The organism is Rhodococcus sp. 05-2254-2, from assembly GCF_002259095.1.
Lineage (GTDB): Bacteria > Actinomycetota > Actinomycetes > Mycobacteriales > Mycobacteriaceae > Rhodococcoides.
Genome location: NZ_NOZJ01000008.1, coordinates 114,381 through 131,452, shown reverse-complemented (window position 1 = coordinate 131,452; position 17,072 = coordinate 114,381). Strand labels below are relative to the sequence as shown.

General features: G+C 60.7%; 18 protein-coding genes and 1 pseudogene. 9 read left to right on the top strand and 10 right to left on the bottom strand.

Annotated features, from left to right (window positions below; translation table 11 throughout):
- Positions 1-2 precede the first annotated feature (2 nt).
- Together CH283_RS10720 and CH283_RS10715 are read right to left on the bottom strand one after the other, a co-directional pair.
- Positions 3-884, bottom strand: coding sequence for a M56 family metallopeptidase (locus CH283_RS10720; RefSeq protein WP_094638772.1), 882 nt, complete (start codon positions 882-884; stop codon positions 3-5).
- Entirely contained in the window at positions 881-1,258 is a 378-nt protein-coding gene (locus CH283_RS10715) for a BlaI/MecI/CopY family transcriptional regulator (protein ID WP_037187682.1), read from the bottom strand. Before CH283_RS10715 ends, CH283_RS10720 begins: the two co-directional genes overlap by 4 nt.
- Positions 1,259-1,398: 140 nt before the next feature.
- Between CH283_RS10715 and CH283_RS10710 the strand changes: the two genes are divergently transcribed.
- Genes CH283_RS10710 through CH283_RS10700 form a run of 3 tightly spaced genes read left to right on the top strand, consistent with a single transcriptional unit; the run spans position 1,399 to position 4,293 of the window.
- Positions 1,399-2,253: a tryptophan 2,3-dioxygenase gene (locus CH283_RS10710; RefSeq protein ID WP_068054733.1), complete on the top strand. Its 855-nt coding sequence runs from the start codon at positions 1,399-1,401 to the stop codon at positions 2,251-2,253.
- Complete coding sequence (gene kynU / locus CH283_RS10705; protein WP_094638771.1) at positions 2,250-3,461, top strand: kynureninase; 1,212 nt, start codon at positions 2,250-2,252, stop codon at positions 3,459-3,461. Before CH283_RS10710 ends, kynU begins: the two co-directional genes overlap by 4 nt.
- Positions 3,442-4,293, top strand: a complete 852-nt coding sequence (locus tag CH283_RS10700; protein ID WP_094638770.1) for a PaaX family transcriptional regulator — start codon at positions 3,442-3,444, stop codon at positions 4,291-4,293. Before kynU ends, CH283_RS10700 begins: the two co-directional genes overlap by 20 nt.
- On the opposite strand, the gene CH283_RS10695 is transcribed toward CH283_RS10700, so the two are convergent.
- From CH283_RS10695 to CH283_RS10680, 4 genes are all read right to left on the bottom strand, one after another.
- The gene (locus tag CH283_RS10695) at positions 4,253-5,002 is read right to left on the bottom strand and encodes a queuosine precursor transporter (protein ID WP_032395329.1); all 750 of its coding nucleotides are present in this window, start codon (positions 5,000-5,002) and stop codon (positions 4,253-4,255) included. The two genes, CH283_RS10700 and CH283_RS10695, sit on opposite strands and share 41 nt — an antisense overlap.
- 78 nt (positions 5,003-5,080) lie before the next feature.
- The gene (locus CH283_RS10690; protein ID WP_094638769.1) at positions 5,081-5,953 is read right to left on the bottom strand and encodes a hypothetical protein; all 873 of its coding nucleotides are present in this window, start codon (positions 5,951-5,953) and stop codon (positions 5,081-5,083) included.
- 103 nt (positions 5,954-6,056) lie between these two features.
- Positions 6,057-6,917: a tRNA glutamyl-Q(34) synthetase GluQRS gene (gene gluQRS, locus CH283_RS10685; protein ID WP_094638768.1), complete on the bottom strand. Its 861-nt coding sequence runs from the start codon at positions 6,915-6,917 to the stop codon at positions 6,057-6,059.
- Positions 6,918-7,181: 264 nt separating this feature from the next.
- Complete coding sequence (locus CH283_RS10680; protein WP_094638767.1) at positions 7,182-8,321, bottom strand: HigA family addiction module antitoxin; 1,140 nt, start codon at positions 8,319-8,321, stop codon at positions 7,182-7,184.
- 503 nt (positions 8,322-8,824) lie between these two features.
- On the opposite strand from CH283_RS10680, the gene CH283_RS10670 reads away from it, so the two are divergent.
- The 3 genes from CH283_RS10670 to CH283_RS10660 are packed head-to-tail and all read left to right on the top strand — an operon-like array spanning position 8,825 to position 11,024.
- Positions 8,825-9,136, top strand: a complete 312-nt coding sequence (locus tag CH283_RS10670; protein WP_141215226.1) for a hypothetical protein — start codon at positions 8,825-8,827, stop codon at positions 9,134-9,136.
- Entirely contained in the window at positions 9,133-9,606 is a 474-nt protein-coding gene (locus CH283_RS10665) for a hypothetical protein (RefSeq protein ID WP_094638764.1), read from the top strand. Before CH283_RS10670 ends, CH283_RS10665 begins: the two co-directional genes overlap by 4 nt.
- Complete coding sequence (locus tag CH283_RS10660) at positions 9,603-11,024, top strand: ThiF family adenylyltransferase (protein WP_094638763.1); 1,422 nt, start codon at positions 9,603-9,605, stop codon at positions 11,022-11,024. The genes CH283_RS10665 and CH283_RS10660 overlap by 4 nt, the downstream gene beginning before the upstream one ends.
- A gap of 219 nt (positions 11,025-11,243) precedes the next feature.
- Here the strand turns inward: CH283_RS10660 and CH283_RS10655 are convergent.
- From CH283_RS10655 to CH283_RS28745, 4 genes and pseudogenes are all read right to left on the bottom strand, one after another.
- Positions 11,244-11,576: pseudogene (locus CH283_RS10655) on the bottom strand (glutamate--tRNA ligase family protein); the annotation flags it as partial.
- 10 nt (positions 11,577-11,586) lie between these two features.
- A complete protein-coding gene (locus tag CH283_RS10650; RefSeq protein WP_255183176.1) occupies positions 11,587-12,300 on the bottom strand; it encodes a haloacid dehalogenase type II in 714 nt (237 codons plus the stop codon).
- A 182-nt stretch (positions 12,301-12,482) separates the two neighbouring features.
- Positions 12,483-12,851 (bottom strand): nuclear transport factor 2 family protein, encoded by a 369-nt coding sequence (locus CH283_RS10645; RefSeq protein ID WP_094638762.1) that lies wholly within the window; start codon positions 12,849-12,851, stop codon positions 12,483-12,485.
- Positions 12,852-12,869: 18 nt separating this feature from the next.
- The gene (locus CH283_RS28745; protein WP_255183175.1) at positions 12,870-13,103 is read right to left on the bottom strand and encodes a hypothetical protein; all 234 of its coding nucleotides are present in this window, start codon (positions 13,101-13,103) and stop codon (positions 12,870-12,872) included.
- A gap of 98 nt (positions 13,104-13,201) precedes the next feature.
- On the opposite strand from CH283_RS28745, the gene CH283_RS10635 reads away from it, so the two are divergent.
- The 3 genes from CH283_RS10635 (at position 13,202) to CH283_RS10620 (ending at position 16,990) form a co-directional block, all read left to right on the top strand.
- The gene (locus CH283_RS10635) at positions 13,202-14,572 is read left to right on the top strand and encodes a TRAFAC clade GTPase domain-containing protein (RefSeq protein WP_255183174.1); all 1,371 of its coding nucleotides are present in this window, start codon (positions 13,202-13,204) and stop codon (positions 14,570-14,572) included.
- 517 nt (positions 14,573-15,089) lie between these two features.
- A complete protein-coding gene (locus CH283_RS29015; protein WP_141215225.1) occupies positions 15,090-15,887 on the top strand; it encodes an FRG domain-containing protein in 798 nt (265 codons plus the stop codon).
- Positions 15,884-16,990 carry a DUF262 domain-containing protein gene (locus tag CH283_RS10620; protein ID WP_094638758.1) on the top strand — a complete coding sequence of 369 codons (1,107 nt, stop codon included), beginning with the start codon at positions 15,884-15,886 and terminating at the stop codon, positions 16,988-16,990. Before CH283_RS29015 ends, CH283_RS10620 begins: the two co-directional genes overlap by 4 nt.
- Positions 16,991-17,072 lie beyond the last annotated feature (82 nt).

Sequence of the window (17,072 nt, the reverse complement as noted above, 5' to 3'; positions counted from 1 at the left end):
GATCAGCGAAAGATCGAGGTGGCGACTTCTCCGGTTTCGGGAGCCACCACATCTTGAACGACATCGAACAGAGCCGTGGAAATAACGGTGAAGGCGAGGATCAGCACCAGCCCGGCCGCGAGGATTCCGCGATCATGGCGGTGCCGTGGTGGTTCGCTCAGCGCCTGCACGCGGCGTAGGACATCACCGCCGGTACTGGCGAGAGTGCGGGTTCCATGGTCGAGTTGTTTCCGCAGCAGGGCGGTTCTGGCGATGGCAGACAACGTGTCTCGACGCCCGAGAGACGCTGCGCTCTCGTCGGCCTGACGCTCGGCGGCGTGCCGGACCTTCGGGGGCACCGGCCGAAGAATGGGATCCAGTCGTGCCGCGATTTCGCACATCTGGATCCACACGCTGTGGCGATGCCGTAGGTGCGCACGCTCGTGTTCGACCACGGCTCGTAATTCGTTGTCCGACAGAGCCTCCGCGAGGCCGGTGGTGATCACGACGGCACCGCCGCCGGAGGGGACCGCGAAAGCGTCGGGAACGTCGGAGTCGACCACGACGATGCCGCCCGTCGCCCGCGCCACGTCACCGAATTCCGATGCGATCGACGCACCGACGGCGACGCGTCGAACATGGCGGGCGACCTCGACCACGCGCCAGGACATCCACGCGCAGATGATGATTCCCACCGATAGCCAGGCAATCTCACCTGACGCCAGCAGTACCGCAGCGAGTGCGGCCATGGACGCTGCCACGGAGAATGCGGTCACCATGGACAGGATGGGCAACAGGACGACGGCGGTCGACGGATTGAGTCGACGGTCGAGCTGATCGGCTCCGAATCCCAGCAGCAGCGACAGCACCCACGGCAGCACGGCGACGACCAGGAGCAGGGTCATGGGTGTTGCTCGGCTGCGTCCGACTTGGCGAGCAGTTCGCGCAGCGTCGCCTCGTCCTCGGGGTCGAGTGCGGCCACGAAGCTGGCCAGTACGTCTGCGCGTTCGGCTCTGGCACCGAGTTCGGTGCGCATCCGCATCGCAGCCCGAAGAGCCGGGATCTCGTCGACCGGGGCGTTGAGGGTGTAAACGAAAGACCGCCCGCGTCGCTCGCGATCGACCAGGCCTTTGCCGTGCAGGCGCACCAGAGCGGTCATGACCGTGGTGTGGGCGAGATCCGAGCCAAGATGCTCGCGGGCCTGGGCCACCGAGAGTTCCGTGTGCTCGCCGAGCAACTCGAGGATCGACTCCTCCAACTGTCCGGACGCTCTACGCACTGCGATTCCTCACTCGACTCGATTACTTCGAGGATAGGCGACGGGTGGCATTCGCGAAACCGCGATATGTCGTCGATCTGGCGGGCGGCACGAATCTGTAATACGCTGGCCTCGCCAGCCCATCACCTCGAGGACCAGCCATGAGCGTCGAAGGCAATACCCGCGCGATAGAGAAGACCGTCGTCACCGACTTCAGCGACCGTATGAGTTACGGCGCGTACCTGGACCTCGACACGTTGCTCAGCGCCCAGAAACCGGTGAGCACCCCCGAGCATCACGACGAACTGCTGTTCATCATTCAGCACCAGACCACCGAACTGTGGCTCAAGCTGGTGCTGCACGAGACTCTGGCCGCGCGGGCGGCTCTGGATGCCGACGACATCGGAACTGCACTGAAATGCGTTGCCCGGGTCAAGCACATCCAGAAGACGCTGACCGAGCAGTGGTCGGTATTGGCCACGCTCACCCCGACGGAGTACTCCCAGTTCCGCGACTTCCTCGGCAACTCCTCGGGCTTCCAGTCGTATCAGTACCGGGCCGTGGAGTTCGTCCTCGGCAACAAGAATGCGGGCATGCTGACGGTCTTCGAGTCCGATCCGGCTGCTTATCAACAGCTTTCGACTCTGTTGCACCAACCGAGCCTGTACGACGCCTTCTGGCAGTCGCTGGCCCGGCAAGGCTACGACGTGCCGGCTTCGGCCCTCGATCGCGATGTCACCACGGCATACTTGTTCAACGAGGACCTGATGCCGCTGATCAAGTTCGTCTACGAGAACCACACCGAACATTGGGCGGTGTACGAGGCCTTCGAAGAGTTCGTCGATCTCGAGGAGAACTTCCAGCTGTGGCGCTTCCGGCATATGCGGACGGTGCTCCGTACCATCGGAATGAAGAGCGGGACCGGAGGATCGAGTGGCGTCGGATTTCTGCAGAAGGCACTCGAGCTCACCTTCTTCCCCGAATTACTCGCTGTGAGAACGGAAATCGGACGATGACGGAACGCGCACTCGAACTCGACGAGAAGGATCCACTCCGCAGCTACCGCGACAAGTTCCTCGGTAGCGACGACCCGTCGATCAGCGCATATCTCGACGGCAACTCGCTGGGCCGGCCCACCAAGGCCAGCGTCGAACGGATCAACACCTTCATGACGCAGGCCTGGGGTGGACGCCTGATCCGTGGCTGGGACGAGCAGTGGTTCGACCTCCCCGTCACCATCGGCGACGCCCTGGCCGACGCCACCCTGGGGGCCGCGTCCGGTCAGACCACCATCGGCGATTCGACGACGGTACTGCTGTACAAGCTGGCACGGGCGGCGATCGCCATGCGGCCGGGCCGCACCGAGATCGTCATCGACCGCGACAACTTCCCGACCGACCGATACTTGCTCGAAGGCATTGCGGCAGAACTGAATATGACGCTGCGGTGGATCGAGACCGACCGTCGCGGTGGCATCACGCCGGAACAACTCGCCGAGGTGGTGGGGGAGAACACTGCCTTGGTGGTGATCACCCACGTCGCCTACCGGTCTGGCTTCCTCGTCGACGTCGCCGAGACGACGCGTATCACGCATACTGCCGGAGCGCTGATGCTGTTGGATGTGTGCCACTCCGTCGGATCGGTACCGCTCGAACTCGATTCCTGGGGAGTGGATCTGGCGGTCGGGTGCACCTACAAATACCTCAACGGAGGCCCGGGATCACCGGCCTTCGCGTACGTGCGCAGTGATCTTCAGGGCGATTTCGTCCAGCCGATCTGGGGCTGGATGGGTCGCGCCGATCCGTTCGAGATGGCGCAGGGTTACGTTCCGGCACAGGGTATTCGACGGGTCATCAGTGGAACGCCGTCGGTGTTCGGCATGATCGCGATGCAGGACACCATCGAGATGATCGCCGAGGTGGGGATGGACGCGATACGCGCGAAGTCCGTTGCGCTCACCGAGTATGCCCTCGAACTGGTGCGTGAGATGTTGGTGCCGTTGGGAGTGGAGATCGCCTCACCCGAGGATTCGACGCGACGCGGCGGGCACGTCACCATCGACCATCCCGAGTTCAAGGCCATCACCGCTCGTCTGTGGAAGCGAGGTGTCATCCCGGATTACCGCGCGCCACAGGGTATTCGATTGGGCCTGAGTCCACTGAGCACCTCGTATCGCGAGGTGTACCTGGGAATCGTGGCGATCCGTGACGAACTCCGAGCCTAGCACCGCCGGGGCAATTCTCGACGATTTCGACTCTCGTCCGGGAAGCGCCACCTCACTGGTTCGCACGGTGCTCGGGGCGTACGTTCGGCCCCTCGGAGGGTGGTTTGCCATCGCCGACTTCGTCGTGTGGATGGATGCGCTCGGAGTGGCACCGGAGAGTACGCGCATCGCGATGACCAGGCTGAAGAAGAAGGGCGTCGTCGAATCCGATAATCGTGAGGGCCGCACCGGCTATCGCATCACCGAGCAGGCCGACACCATGTTCGCGCGCGGTGACGGTCGGATCTTCGGGTTCCGTCGGATGGCCGACGGCGATCCGTTCCGGCTCATCTCGTTCACCATTCCGGAGACGCAACGTGCCGCGCGCCACCAACTGAGGCGTCGACTCACCGCAATCGGATGCGGAACGGTCTCACCCGGTTTGTGGATCGCGCCCGAATACCTCGCGGGTGAGGCGGGCGACATCATCGACGCGTTGGCGTTGTCGGAATACGTAACGAGCTTCGTGGCCTCCGAGGTAGCGCCACCGGCCACACTGCGTGAGAGCGCCGCCCAGTGGTGGGACCTGGCGGGCATCGCCGATCGGCATCGGGCATTCCTTGCCGCTCACGACGGCGGGTCGCCGGCCCGGAACCCCCGCGACGCGTTCGTCACGTTCGTGCCGTTGCTCGACGAGTGGCGCGTCATTCCCTACGTCGACCCGGGCCTGCCTCCGTGCATGACGCCGGAGGACTGGCCGGGGACCCGGGCCGTCGCGACTTTCGATGCGGCGCGTGAGCGCTACCTGGAGATCAGTCGGGCATGGGTCGATACGACGGTTCGCGCTTCTTGATGTACGAGATGACGCGATACGTGATCGGCATGACGATGACCTCGGCCAGGGTCTTCCACAGGAATCCGACGATGACGTAGTTGATGAAGTCGGTCCAGGTGCTGATGCCGATGACTCCGGCGGCAATGGAGCAGAAGATCAGGGTGTCGAAGAATTCGCCGACGATGGTCGACCCGATCAGTCGCGCCCACAGGTGCTTTTCCTTGGTGCGTTCCTTGATCTTGACCAGGACGACCGAGTTCAGGAGCTGCCCGACGGTATAGCCGGCGAGACCGGCGAGCACGAGGCGGGGGACGACTCCGACGACGGTTTCGAGGGCCTCTTGGTTCTCGTAGAAGGACGCGGCGGGAAGTTCGATGGCGATCCAGAAGCACACCGAGGTGAGCAGCAACGATCCGAAGCCGAGGTAGATCGCGCGGCGTGCGGCCTTGAAGCCGTACACCTCGCTGAGGACGTCGCCGAGGATGTAGGCGAGGGGGAACAGAAAGAAGGCGCCGTCGGTGTTGATCGGCAGGATTTGGAAGGGTCCGAGCATGACGTCGGACGAGGCGAAGAAGGCGACACCTTTGCTGGCGGCCACATTCGAGATCAGCAGCGTCGCGACGAAGAGCGCGACGATGGTGGGGTAGTAGCCCCGGCTGATGTGAGCGAATGTGGCCTGCCCAGACTCGGTGCCGCCGTCGGGGGCGGTGTGTTCGGTAGTAGTCACCGCTCGATCCAAGCACCGAGACGACGATGGGCGCGAATCCCGGGTGAGGGATGCGCGCCCATCGAGGCGTATCACCGGTCAGGCGACGCGGCCGCCCACTGTGACGCGGTAGGCGTAGGTGCCGGCGATGATCGTGATCGGAATGGTCACCAGAAGACCGATGCCGAGCAGGATCGCGCCGACGATGTTGAGGCCGAACAGGGCGAGCGCGAGGACGAAGATGGTCCCGCCGTTCGATGCGATCGCCTTGGCGCTGGCCTTGATGGCGGGGATCGGCTCGTCGCCGCGGTCGATGACGAACTGGAAGGTCCACCACGTGAAGAACGTGACGACGAGTCCTGGGATGACCAACAGGATGTAGCCGATGCCGGTTGCGATGCCCACGAGGACGCCGGCGATGACGATGGCGAAGACGTTGTTGAACTGGAAGAAGGACCCGAAAGCGGGCTTGATCCCGTCCACCTCGTGCAGAGCGCCGCGGACGAGTGCTGCCTGAATGAGGAGGGCGACGACTCCGACGATGACGCTGAAGATCAAGCTGAGGACGAAGTTGTCGGAGGTCAGCACGAAGTTCAGGACGCCCTGGATGATCGCGGCGATCAGGACGATGCCGATCCAGACGAGGGCGTTCTGCTTGAACTTCTCGAAGCCGTATCCGATGGCGGAACCGACCGACAACTGCGTCGGCATCGGCGACTCACCGAACGACGGAGGCGGCGGGTAGTTGCCCTGTGGAGGCGGCGGGTAGTTCCCGGGTGGTGGGTAGTTGCCCTGCGGGGGAGGTGGGTTGCCGCCCTGCGGGGGCGGCGGGTAATTGCCGGGTGGTGGGTAGCCGCCCTGCTGGGGAGGTGGGTAGTTGCCCTGGGGAGGTGGTGGGTAACCGCCCTGCGGCGGCGGATAGCCACCGGGGTTCTGTGGATCCTTGTCGGGGTCGTAACCGCCTGAGGTCATCGTGTCCTTCTCCCTCGGGAAGAGTTGTCGCGGTCACTGTACGTCCGATCGATCCCGAGTTGGGTCCCGTCACATTGCAACGTGATCTCGATCGGTTCGTGGATCAGGGATTCGCGGGGTCGAACACCCACGGTTCGCGGGGTACCTGCGTCGGCTTCCATCGCTCGAGTAATTCCTCGGCGTTCTCTACGTCGGGCACACCGAGGGAAGTGGTGATGAGTGCCCACGCGTCGGATCGTTCGCGTAGCGTCACCGCGCCGTCTCGTTTGGCCAGACGCTTGCCCTCGACGTTGAGCGCGAGGGGCACGTGGACGTACGTCGCGGGGGTGAGGCCGAGGAGCTGAGCGAGGTAGCCCTGTCGCGGCGCGGAAGTGAGCAGGTCGTCGCCACGAACGATCTGATCGACGCCCTGCGCGCCATCGTCGACGACGACGGCGAGGTTGTAGGCGGGGACGCCGTCGGATCGGCGAAGGACGAAGTCGTCCACCTGGCCTCGGAACAGACCGTGCAGCTGGTCGACGATGGTGAATTCGGTTACCTGCGAACGTAATCGGATGGCGGGCGGGCGGTCCTTGGCTGCTTTCTGGTCCGCGGTGAGATTGCGGCAGGTGCCGGGATACGCGCCGTCGGGTGCGTGCGGGGCCGACGCGGCCTGTTGGATTTCCCGACGCGTACAGAAACACTCGTACGTCATCCCGGCTGCGGTGAGCGAGCGAATCGTGGCGTCGTAGATCTCCCGACGCTCGGATTGCCGCATGATCGGCCCGTCCCAGTCGAGTCCGATGGCGGTGAGGTCGTCGAGTTGACGTTGCTCCGAGCCGGGTTTCACGCGATCGAGGTCTTCGACGCGCATCACGAACCGTCGTTCAGTGGAGCGGGCGAAGAGCCAGGCCAGCAGTGCGGTTCTTAGATTGCCTATATGCAAGTCGCCCGAAGGACTGGGAGCGAAGCGTCCGGCGGGCATGGGGTCAGCTTAGTTTCTGGCGCGTCGGTACATACGGGGAGCTCGAACAGTGGCGTTGGCTGCTCCCTCCAGTTGCCGCGTAGAGATGCGGGCCGCGGCGTGCTTTAATGACTGGCCTCGCGAGTAGCCATTTTCGACGAGTTCGAGCGGTACTGCTCAGCTAGGTGGTGGACGTCGCTCGTCCGGGCCATGAAGTGATTGAGGCGGGCCTGCCCAATTAGGAGCTCGATATCTCAGATCTCGGTCCGAGGGCGCGACCGAATCCTAAAATTCAGGTGTCTGCAGGGCGCGAAGCTCGGAGGCTCCTATGCTCGGTCGGTATTTGCTCATCTGTGGATAAGCTTTTTTTAGGTATGCGTATTGACCGGCGACCATGGCCGTTGCGACGCCGGCCTCCCTAGCCAGGGCTTCTACTGACGTTGGCCCCGCTAATAGCAGTTTTTCTCTGACCGGTGCCGGCAGATAAAGCTCACTTGCAAACCGATTAGCTTGCTCCTCGTGATTGTCATCGTCATCGTTGGCCATAGATGTTTTGGTATCGATGAACGTGGCACGTTTTGGATGAAGGAGGATGTGTGCGATCTCGTGCGCCATTGCAAACCAAAACGAATCGAGCGCCTTCATGCGGCCGGTGAGGCCAATCATGTGGCGTCCATTGTCAAGGGTCTTGGAAATCCCGAACAACCCCGTCTTGTCGAGGGGTTCGACGAACACGAGCATAACCCCGGCTTGTCGTAGGCTCCGCCTGGCGGCTTTGAACCCGTCGAGAAGCGGCATCGTCGTGAAATCGGGCAGTTCACGTGCTGCTGTTCGCAACTCTCTAGCTGAGTAAACCGGGGCGTTGATAGCAAGTTTCTGTGCGGCCCTCTCTGCGAGCCGTACCCATGTGGCCGTTGAGTAGGGATCGAGTTTATTAGCTTGGCTGCGTTTGTAATTGACCTGGGGCTGGAGCCACACCTTGTCGAAGGCTGCAGGATTGGTAACGCCGAAAAAGCGCAACAGATCATCTACTTGGGTTGAAGTATCGTCGCGAATGCCAATAATTCCTTTGGCTGCTATGGCATTAATAGGAAACCTATCCAGCCATGATTGAAACTGGCTGAATGAGTCTCTGGCAGCAAGTGCTGTGTTGTGGGCCTGCCAGGCCGCTTCTGCGTTTAACCATATTCGCGCGGACACTCCTAATGCTCGCTCGAGCGCTAGCGCGACATCGGCGGTCAGTGCCACATTGCGTTTGATGATCTGGTTGACATGCTTAATGCTCAAGCTTGTTCGGTGCGCAAGGTCAGTCTGCGACATTCCGAGGGCTCTCAGCTCCTCGGCAAGCAGGTCGCCGGGGGGCACGGCCCAATCGGGCGCAAAGATGTTGGAGTTGTCGCTCTCGGCGTTACTGATTCTTCTCATCTCTAGGCAGCGTTACTGCTGATGGAGATAATCCGGAGGCTCCGAATGGGATCTATCCACTCTGAGGGAGCGCTGCTGACGTCGTAGACGGTGGCGCCGTCGATGAGCATCTCAGTAGTCACGTCAATCTCCTTGTGTCGGACGAGTAGCCGGCCCAGATGCTTCTTGGTCGGGGGGATCAAAACGAGTTGCACGGACCGGAGAGTGCGAACATCCCCCAGAGACTCCGACTGCGAAAGCACAGTCAAAACGTACTTGACCGCCGTGGCGGCGTCACCGAACCGTCGTCGAAGTAACTTTTCCGACAGGCAGGTCTCCAGCATGCCGCCACCAACCCAGGTGAACTTAATTTTGTACCTCCTGGGTATAAGACAGACTCGCCGGGGAGTGCTATCGTGGAGCTGGAGTTGAACCAACTTGGTTCAAAACCTATCAGATGCACGCGAGATTCAGGGTTGACCCGCCCGTCTCACATAGGCCTGTGCGCCAGGAAGGTGGTCACCATGACCAGCCAGAACAACACCACCGAAGACCTCCTTCACGACGTTCGAGGAATCGTCGACGACATCGTCGAGGATTTGCGCACCTCCGATGTGATCATCAACGAGGTCCACAAGGTGCGCTTGCCCAAGCACATCATCACCGGTGCTGAGATCAAACGAGCGGCCATCGAGGCTGGCGTCCCCATCCAGCCAGACTTCCTCCTCACTCTTGAGCGCGACGGCGGGCGGGAAAAACAGATCGGCGACAACGAGAAGATTTTCACCGTCGATGGGATGAAGTTCACCGCGATTTCGGGAGACGACAACTCATGAGCGCCGTCGACGAGTCGCCCTGGGCTGTCCGCGACGCTTCACACGACGTCCTGCTGGGGGCTGTTAACTCTGGCCCGCTCGCCGGACTTCGAGAGGTGCAGGTGGCGTTCGACGGGCACGCCATCCGATCGTGGCCAGACGGAGCGGGCGGCGTGTACGTCGTGATCGAAAGCGTTCAGCTGGGTCCGGCGTGGGCTCAGGAGACCAGCTGGCTGGGTTTCACCATCAACTATCTCTACCCCGACGCTGACACTTACCCGCATTACGTTCGCGCCGATCTCTCGCACGTCGATGGCAACGCATTGGTTGTTCCCTTCCATCTCGGGAACACGTTCCAGGACCGGGCTGCCGTTATGGTCAGCAGGAGTAGCCCCCAGCGCGTGACCGGGCTCAACACCGCCGCTCGCAAGGCACTCTCGGTCCTAACATTCATTCAGTCCCAGCCGGTCGACCGGGGGCAAGCAGCATGAGCGTGGCGAGTCTTCGGGTGGGTCAGTCGGTCTGGCAGGAGCTTACGGATCACATCTTCCAACCGGATCGCGACGAACACGGAGGCGCACTTTTATGTGGCGTCGCCGTCGACGAGGCTGGCAAGCGCCGTCTTCTCGCTCGGAGATTCGTCCCCGCTACAGACGGCCAGGACTACATACCGGGGGTCCGAGGGTATCGACAACTGACTGCGAAGTTCATTCGTCACACGATCTTGATGGCGCGCGAGGACGGTCTCGTCTGCCTGCTAGTTCACGGCCACGGTGTCGGTGAACGCGTAGCATTCTCCGACACCGATCTTGCCTCCCACGAGCGTGGCTACCCCTCGCTCGTCGATATCGCGGGCCAATCCGTGGGCGCGCTCGTTCTCGCTTCGCACGCGGTGGCTGGCGACATCTGGAACACCGACGGCACTCGCGACAGCCTCGATATCACCACCGTCGTCGGGCCCAACATCATTTCGCTCACACCGGAACCGCTCACCAACACTCTGCCCGCGCGTGCCGAAGACGACCGTCAAGTTCGGATGTTGGGCACCGCGGGACAGCGAATGCTGCGCCAGTCCCGGATCGGCGTTGTTGGAGCGGGAGGAGCCGGAATGCTCGCGATCGAGATGCTTGCTCGTCTCGGCGTCGGCGAGTTGGTCGTCATCGACCCAGACAAGGTAGAGCTGACGAACCTCAACCGTCTTCCTGGTGCACTACGTCGAGATGCCGCCGCCGCGTTCACTCACCCCGACCGACCGAAGTGGATACGCCAGCTCGGTCGACGCCTGTCTCGGTACAAAGTGAGCCTTGCGACTCGCCTGGCGCGTCGCGCCGGTCAAGGAACCAGCGTGACAACCTTCAATACGAATGTGACTGCCCCCAAGGCAGCCTCAGCTCTGACGGGATGCGACTACATCCTGCTCGCAGCGGACTCGGCCACTGCCCGCCACTTAGTCAATGTCATCGCTCACCAATACCTCATCCCGGTCGTTCAAGTCGGCACCAAAGTGAACGTCCATCCCACGGACGGACTAGGCCGCGTCTTTAGCGTCGTGCGCCCAATCACACCCGACTCCGGATGCATGAGCTGTGCGGGCCTAATCGACCGCACGAAGCTTGCGCTGGAGGCCCTGCCAGACCAGCAGCGTGCTGACGCCGACTACGGAACTGGCGAACATGCCCCCAGCGTCATCACCCTCAACGGCGTGGCCGTCAGCGGTGCCCTCACACATCTGATGCTTGCTATGACCGGCCTCCGTTTGGCAACTCACGACGACTTCGTACTCCATGACGCCCGCGTGGGCACCACCGCACTTACCGAGCCCTATCGAAACCCCACATGCACCGTATGTGGGCCGGCCGGTGTCACCGGGTTCGGAGACCTACGCCCCCTGCCGCTACCTCGCAAATAGAAGAATAAGTTCCGCTATCAAGGTGAGGCGTTTCCCGCAGCCCAACCATCCCTGCGGAACCTGTAGTTCAAGCAGGTTGGGCGGTGGGCACTACGGTCGGATCCTGGAGTGTGAGGACTGCTAACAGTCACATCTTCGACCCCAACCTGCGACAATAAACCTCGCCCCACCCGGAATCTCTAATCTCACTGCGGCCCCGGCCCGCACCGTAGATCCCGCAGCATGGGGCGCGAATGCGGCCTGTTGCATTTCCCGACGCGTGCAGAAGCATTCGTACGTCAGCCCGGCTGCGGTGAGCGTGCGAATCGTGGCGTCGTAGATTTCCCGACGCTCGGATTGACGCATGATAGGCCCGTCCCAGTCGAGTCCGATGGCGGCGAGGTCGTCGAGCTGACGTTGCTGGGAGCCGGGTTTCACGCGATCGAGGTCTTCCACGCGCATCACGAAACGCCGTTCGGTGGAGCGGGCGAAGAGCCAGGCTAGTAAGCCGGTGCGCAGATTGCCGAGATGGAGATCGCCAGAGGGACTGGGAGCGAAACGTCCGGCGGGCATGGGGACAACTCTAGGTCGCGTGCTGCAGTAGTTGCTCGAGGTGGAGCAGTGAGGTCGCCTCGAGGTCCGGGGCCGTGAAGTGCTGCGGGTAGGTGGTGCCCGTGCGGTTGATCCAGGCCGTGGACAGTCCGGCACGGTGGGCACCGTCGATGTCCCAGGGGTGGACGGCGACGAGCATGGCCTCGTGGGGTTCGACGCCGCACCGATCGAGTGCGTATCGGTACGACTGTGCGGCGGGCTTCCATGCCCCGGCTTGGTCGACGGACAGCAGCATCTCGATCTGCTCGAGTACTCCTGCGCCTTCGAGCAGTTTCTGAGCAACGCCGACCGCGCCGTTGCTGAGGGTGGTCAGCCGGATCTCGAGCGCAGCCAGTGCTCTGATGCCGTCTGCTACGTCGGGATGCACGTCCAGGCCCATGAAACCGCTCATGATGTGCTCGACGGCGTCGTCGATCTCCCGATTCAGCGCCTCAGGCGGCAGCATCACTGCAAGTAGCCCGGATGCGACGTCAGCGAAGGGCCGCGCCGCGCCGACCGCGGTGAGTGCGAAGCCGTCACGCAGAACGCTCGCGAACCAGAGTGACGCGAGTTCGTTGGGAGCTCCCACGTCGGCGAAGCGCTCCGACAACGGCGACATGTCGGACAGCGTTTCGTTGACGTCGAAAACGATCTCGCGCGGTCGACGCAGCGCAGGTGACTCGTTCGGGTTGTCGAGATCGTTCACGAACTGAGCTCCTTGTGGTGGTTCTCTTTCCTCGGGCAACGACGAGGTTCAACCGACCGTATCGACATTCTCTCCATCGCGAGTGGATCAGCAATTGCGCAGCCGCTGCCGTTGCCAGTGACGGGTTTGGAGACCACCGGCCGCTGTAGCTGACGCCCGCTTCAGTTGGCTAGGCAGCGCAGTCAGGAGTTGGCAGGCGTGTCTTGACTGAACTTGTTCTGCCAACGGCCATCTCGTTGGAACCAGAGCGAGCTGACGAACATCGCCTCGCCCACGCTGCGATGAAGTCGGAGGTAGTCAGCGCGATAGCAGAGCACCGCCGCATTTCCAGAAACTTCGATCAGTTTCGCTTCCGAGATCGAGTATGACGCGATGCTGGGTCCGTCAGCTAGTTGGTTTGCGTGGTCTGCCCTATTGGCGAAACCGGTGGGATACACGCCGACGAAGTCGGCAGACAGTAGTTCGAGATCGGCGTCTGCGTCGCCGTTGGCCAGCGCGTCCCAGACGCGAGACTCGAGATCGATGTAAAACTGGACTTCGAGATCGTGCATCGGGTCAGTATCGCAGCGTCAACGGCGGGTGTAGGAGGTGTTGATGGCCGAATGATGCCCGAGCCGGAGATCGATGAGCACGGCCAGCACGACACCCTCCTGAGCTAGGGGAGACTTGTTGCGGTAGCACGGTATTCGCGGGCATCGTGACACGTACTCGCCACGCCGCGTCCGGCCACGGCTGAGCCGGTCGTCATCCAGAGTTGCGAGGACGGCGGTGTCGTCGATGTGCATCCAACCCTGGTTGCGCACAACTGGACGATGCGCTTGCTGTGCGATGTCGAGATGCCTCCGACCCGAATGCCCAGTGGATCGGTGGAGGCCGCAAGATAGTGGGCCCTCTTGCTGGTGTGGCCGGCTTTGGCTTTCTCTCGAAGCCGGAAGACCGTATCCGCGGCGGCATCGACGGGAGAGTTCTGCTCGGCGTCGGTCAGTCGCTGGAGCCCGGCATCCAGTGTGCCGAGCAGGTAAGTGAGCTAGTCCACGCTGGTGCACCTATCGCGACCAAGGCTGTCGGTTGTGTTGTGTACCGTCCTGGCATGGCCAAGTTCCCCAAGGTTCGAGAGCAGCACGTTGCCGTATTCGGCGAGAGCGGGTCAGGCAAGACCGTTCTTGTTTCGTCGTTCTTCGGCCCGACCCAGGAGGGGTCTTTCAAGAACGATCTCTGGGATCTCGTCGCTGACGACGTCGGACAAGGGGTTCGGCTCTACAAGAATTACCTCGGCATGCGGGACAAAGCGTCTGCGCCGATACAAACCCGCTTCAGGAGCACGACCTACTATTTTTCGGTCAAACTCAAGGGCGGAGACAACGACGCAGCCAAGAAGAGGCCGTTCGATGTCCTGCGTCTTGCGTGGCACGACTATCCCGGCGAGTGGTTCGAAGAGGAGCCCAGCAGAGCTGAAGAACGCGACCGACGTACCGACACTTTCCGTTCCCTGCTCAAGTCCGATGTCGCAATTCTTCTGGTAGACGGGCAGAAATTGCTCGATCATCGAGGCGAAGAACAGCTGTATCTCAAGTCGCTGATGTTCAACTTCCGTCAAGGGCTTCTGCGACTCAAGAACGACCTGCTCGAGGACGGTCCCATCGTCGAATTCCCCCGAATCTGGATCTTGACCCTGTCGAAAGCTGATCTGCTGCCGGATTGGAATGTTGACACATTTCGCGATTTGGTCATCCTTGAGGCGGCAGAGGACATCGAACACCTCCGATCAACCATTGCCGAATTCATCGATACTCCGGCAGCCTTATCTATCGGTGAAGACTTCATGTTGCTCTCATCCGCCAAGTTCGACCTGAGGTCCGACGATCAGCAGCCGATCGACATCGACCTGACGAAACGCGTCGGTCTCGATCTTGTACTCCCGGTTGCGTCTCTTCTTCCGCTAGAACGTCGCGTGCAGTGGCAGCAGAAGCTCAATATCCCGTACAAGGTGCTCAAGTCGCTCGCTGACGGTGCCGAGCTGTTGGCTGCCGGCCTAGTTGACAAGAAATTCGCGCCGATCGAGAAAATGTTGGCCAGAGCGGGCAATGCCGGCAAGGTCGCGGCCATGGCGCTCCCGATCTTGGCAGAGGCAGTCAAGTTGGTAGGACCGAAACTCGAGGAAATGAACGAGCAGGCGCGGGCGAAGCACGACTATCTGAGAGCGACTCTGACGCAGTTCAAGCTTGATCTGGAGCATGGCGTCAACGACAAAGTGATCAGGAACCCGAAGTGAATGGCAATCCCGCAAATTTACAGCGCTTGATCTGGGCCACCCGAGGCCGGACCTGGGGCTTCCGTTTCCTCCTCGATGCCGGACTGAGCGACCCGCTCCCGGTCTACGAAGCGGCCTTCGGAGACCTCTCAGACGCACCGACCGCGTGGCGTAGCCAAGACGGGCAAGTCGCGCTGCGCATTGCAGATCCGCTCGGGCGTTGCGATTCAGCACGACGTGTAATACCCCACGAGTTCGTCATTTTCGGCGATCTCGCTACTGCTGTCGACTCCGCGGAGGACGGTCTAACCGAAGTGTGGCCGTTGGTGTCTGAGATGTACGCAAGCATTTGGGAGTCCCCCAACCCATCGGTTGGCTAACGGCCGCGGTTGGGGAATTTCGCTGATTCTACTCTGGCAGCTGAGGTTCCGGGGTCCTAGCTCTCCAACTCTGAACTCTTGTATCCAACAGTAAGGTTAACCGGACAGAGAAAGTTCTTTTCTGGGTAGTTGGGTTGGGTTACGCGTAAGCTGCGGTCGTGGTTAACGACGAATCCGCGGTCTGCGACATACCTGAGCTGGTCCGAGTCGTGACAGGACTTGAGCCCCTGAAGCAGTTCTGGTTCCGAGGTCAGGGTTGCTCGACAAGGCATCTTATGCCCTCCTTGTGGCGTCGACTTACTGAATCGGCGGTAGACCCACCTATCATGGCGAGGCAGGTGCTGGATGCCGAAACGCGATTGCTCACCCGATTTCGCCAGCGAAGCCTTCCCTACTGGCCTGCGGGTTACCCTCAGAGCGACTGGGAGCATCTATTTGCCATGCAACATTATGGTGTTCCTACTAGGTTGCTGGACTGGACAACAAGCCTTCTCATGGCTGTTTTCTTTTCTCTAGAACACGATCCAACTCGCTGTGAGTGTGGAACTGGCAGCTGTACTCCGAACATCTGGATTCTCGACCCAGTCTTACTAAATCAGACTAACCCACGGCTCGACGGCTTGCCTGTGGGAATCCTCGCAACAAGCGATAAGCAATCCGAAAACTGGGAGCCTGGCGTCGACGAAACTCTTTTCGCCCCCGCTCCGGTTGCAATCTATGGAACTCATAACAGCGAGCGGATTGCCGCCCAGCATGGCGCGTTCACAGTCGGGGGAAAGACAGTAAAGCCGTTAGATGAGATCGTCAGCGATGGCCGCGTTCTGAAAAGTATCTCGTTGACGGCCGAGCGGAAAGTCTTACGATCGCAGCTGCAGCTCTTAGGAGTGTCCCGAGCGTCAGCTTACCCAGGACTAACTGAGGTAGCTTATGACATAGCGGAAGAAGAAATTGGATGACGGATCTTGAGAGCCAGGTATCGGCGGCACGCCGCGAGGTGTCGGCAGATACGATCAGCATGTCTGTAAGCGAGTTGACGAATCTCTATAAGGAGGGGATTCTGATAATTCGGCCAGAGTTTCAACGGTTGTTTCGATGGTCGACCGAGCAAAAGAGCCGTTTGGTAGAGAGTATTTTGCTTGGAATACCGATACCCTCTATTTTTGTCGCGCAAGACTCTGGGGGAAAGTGGGAGCTCGTGGATGGCCTGCAGCGAGTCAGTACCCTCCTTCAACTGCAGGGGCTTCTTCCCTCGTCGGGTACCCCAAACGGTCCGCTCGAACTGACGGCTACCACATACCTCCCTGATCTTGAAGGAAGAAGCTGGGGAGCGGCTGGCGAAAGAAGCCTTTCGGATGCGCAGATGCTCGACATCAGGTTGGCCAGACTGGATCTCAGGGTCATTAAGCGCAGTTCAGATCCCAAGGCAAAGTTTGATCTATTTCAGCGCCTGAATAGCTACGGCTCAACGCTTACTCCGCAAGAAATTCGTACGGCGCTCATTGCTGGGGTCAACTCTGATGTACTTACCTGGATACATAAACTGAGTCAGCACGAGAGTTTTGTCCAGTCGCTATCGCTGGGGGATCGGTTGCTGGACGAGCAATTTGATCTCGAATTGGTTTTACGTTTCCTGATGCTTCACAATCGAGAACTCAAAGGTAAGCGCGGTGGTCTTGGAGATTTTCCAACCAAACTAGACAATTGGGTCATCGATTTTGCTGAAAAATTTCCGGCAGACGCGAGACTGTTGGAGTCCACATTTATGCAAACTTTCGATGCTATCGACCAAGCTGGGTCCGAGTCAGTATTTCGTAAGTGGGACGACGGGAAGAATGCTTTTAGAGGCGGATTTTCAAGTACATCGTTCGAGTGTATCGCGCTCGGAATAGCGTTCCACGTTGCAAACGGTAGTAGCTTTCGCGATGATGTGATCGGGGCTGCCAAAGAACTGTGGTCGAAAATCATACCGGAAGAACTAGGGACAGTGACGGGGCTTGCAACCGGTGACAGATTTGCTAAGACGATACCGATAGGTCGAAAGTTAATGTCGAAAAAGTAGTGTCTGACTTCCTTGACTGGCGAGGGGGTGAATACATGAAAATATGGTTCGGGAGAAGAAAGGCGTCCAATCAACAGAGTCT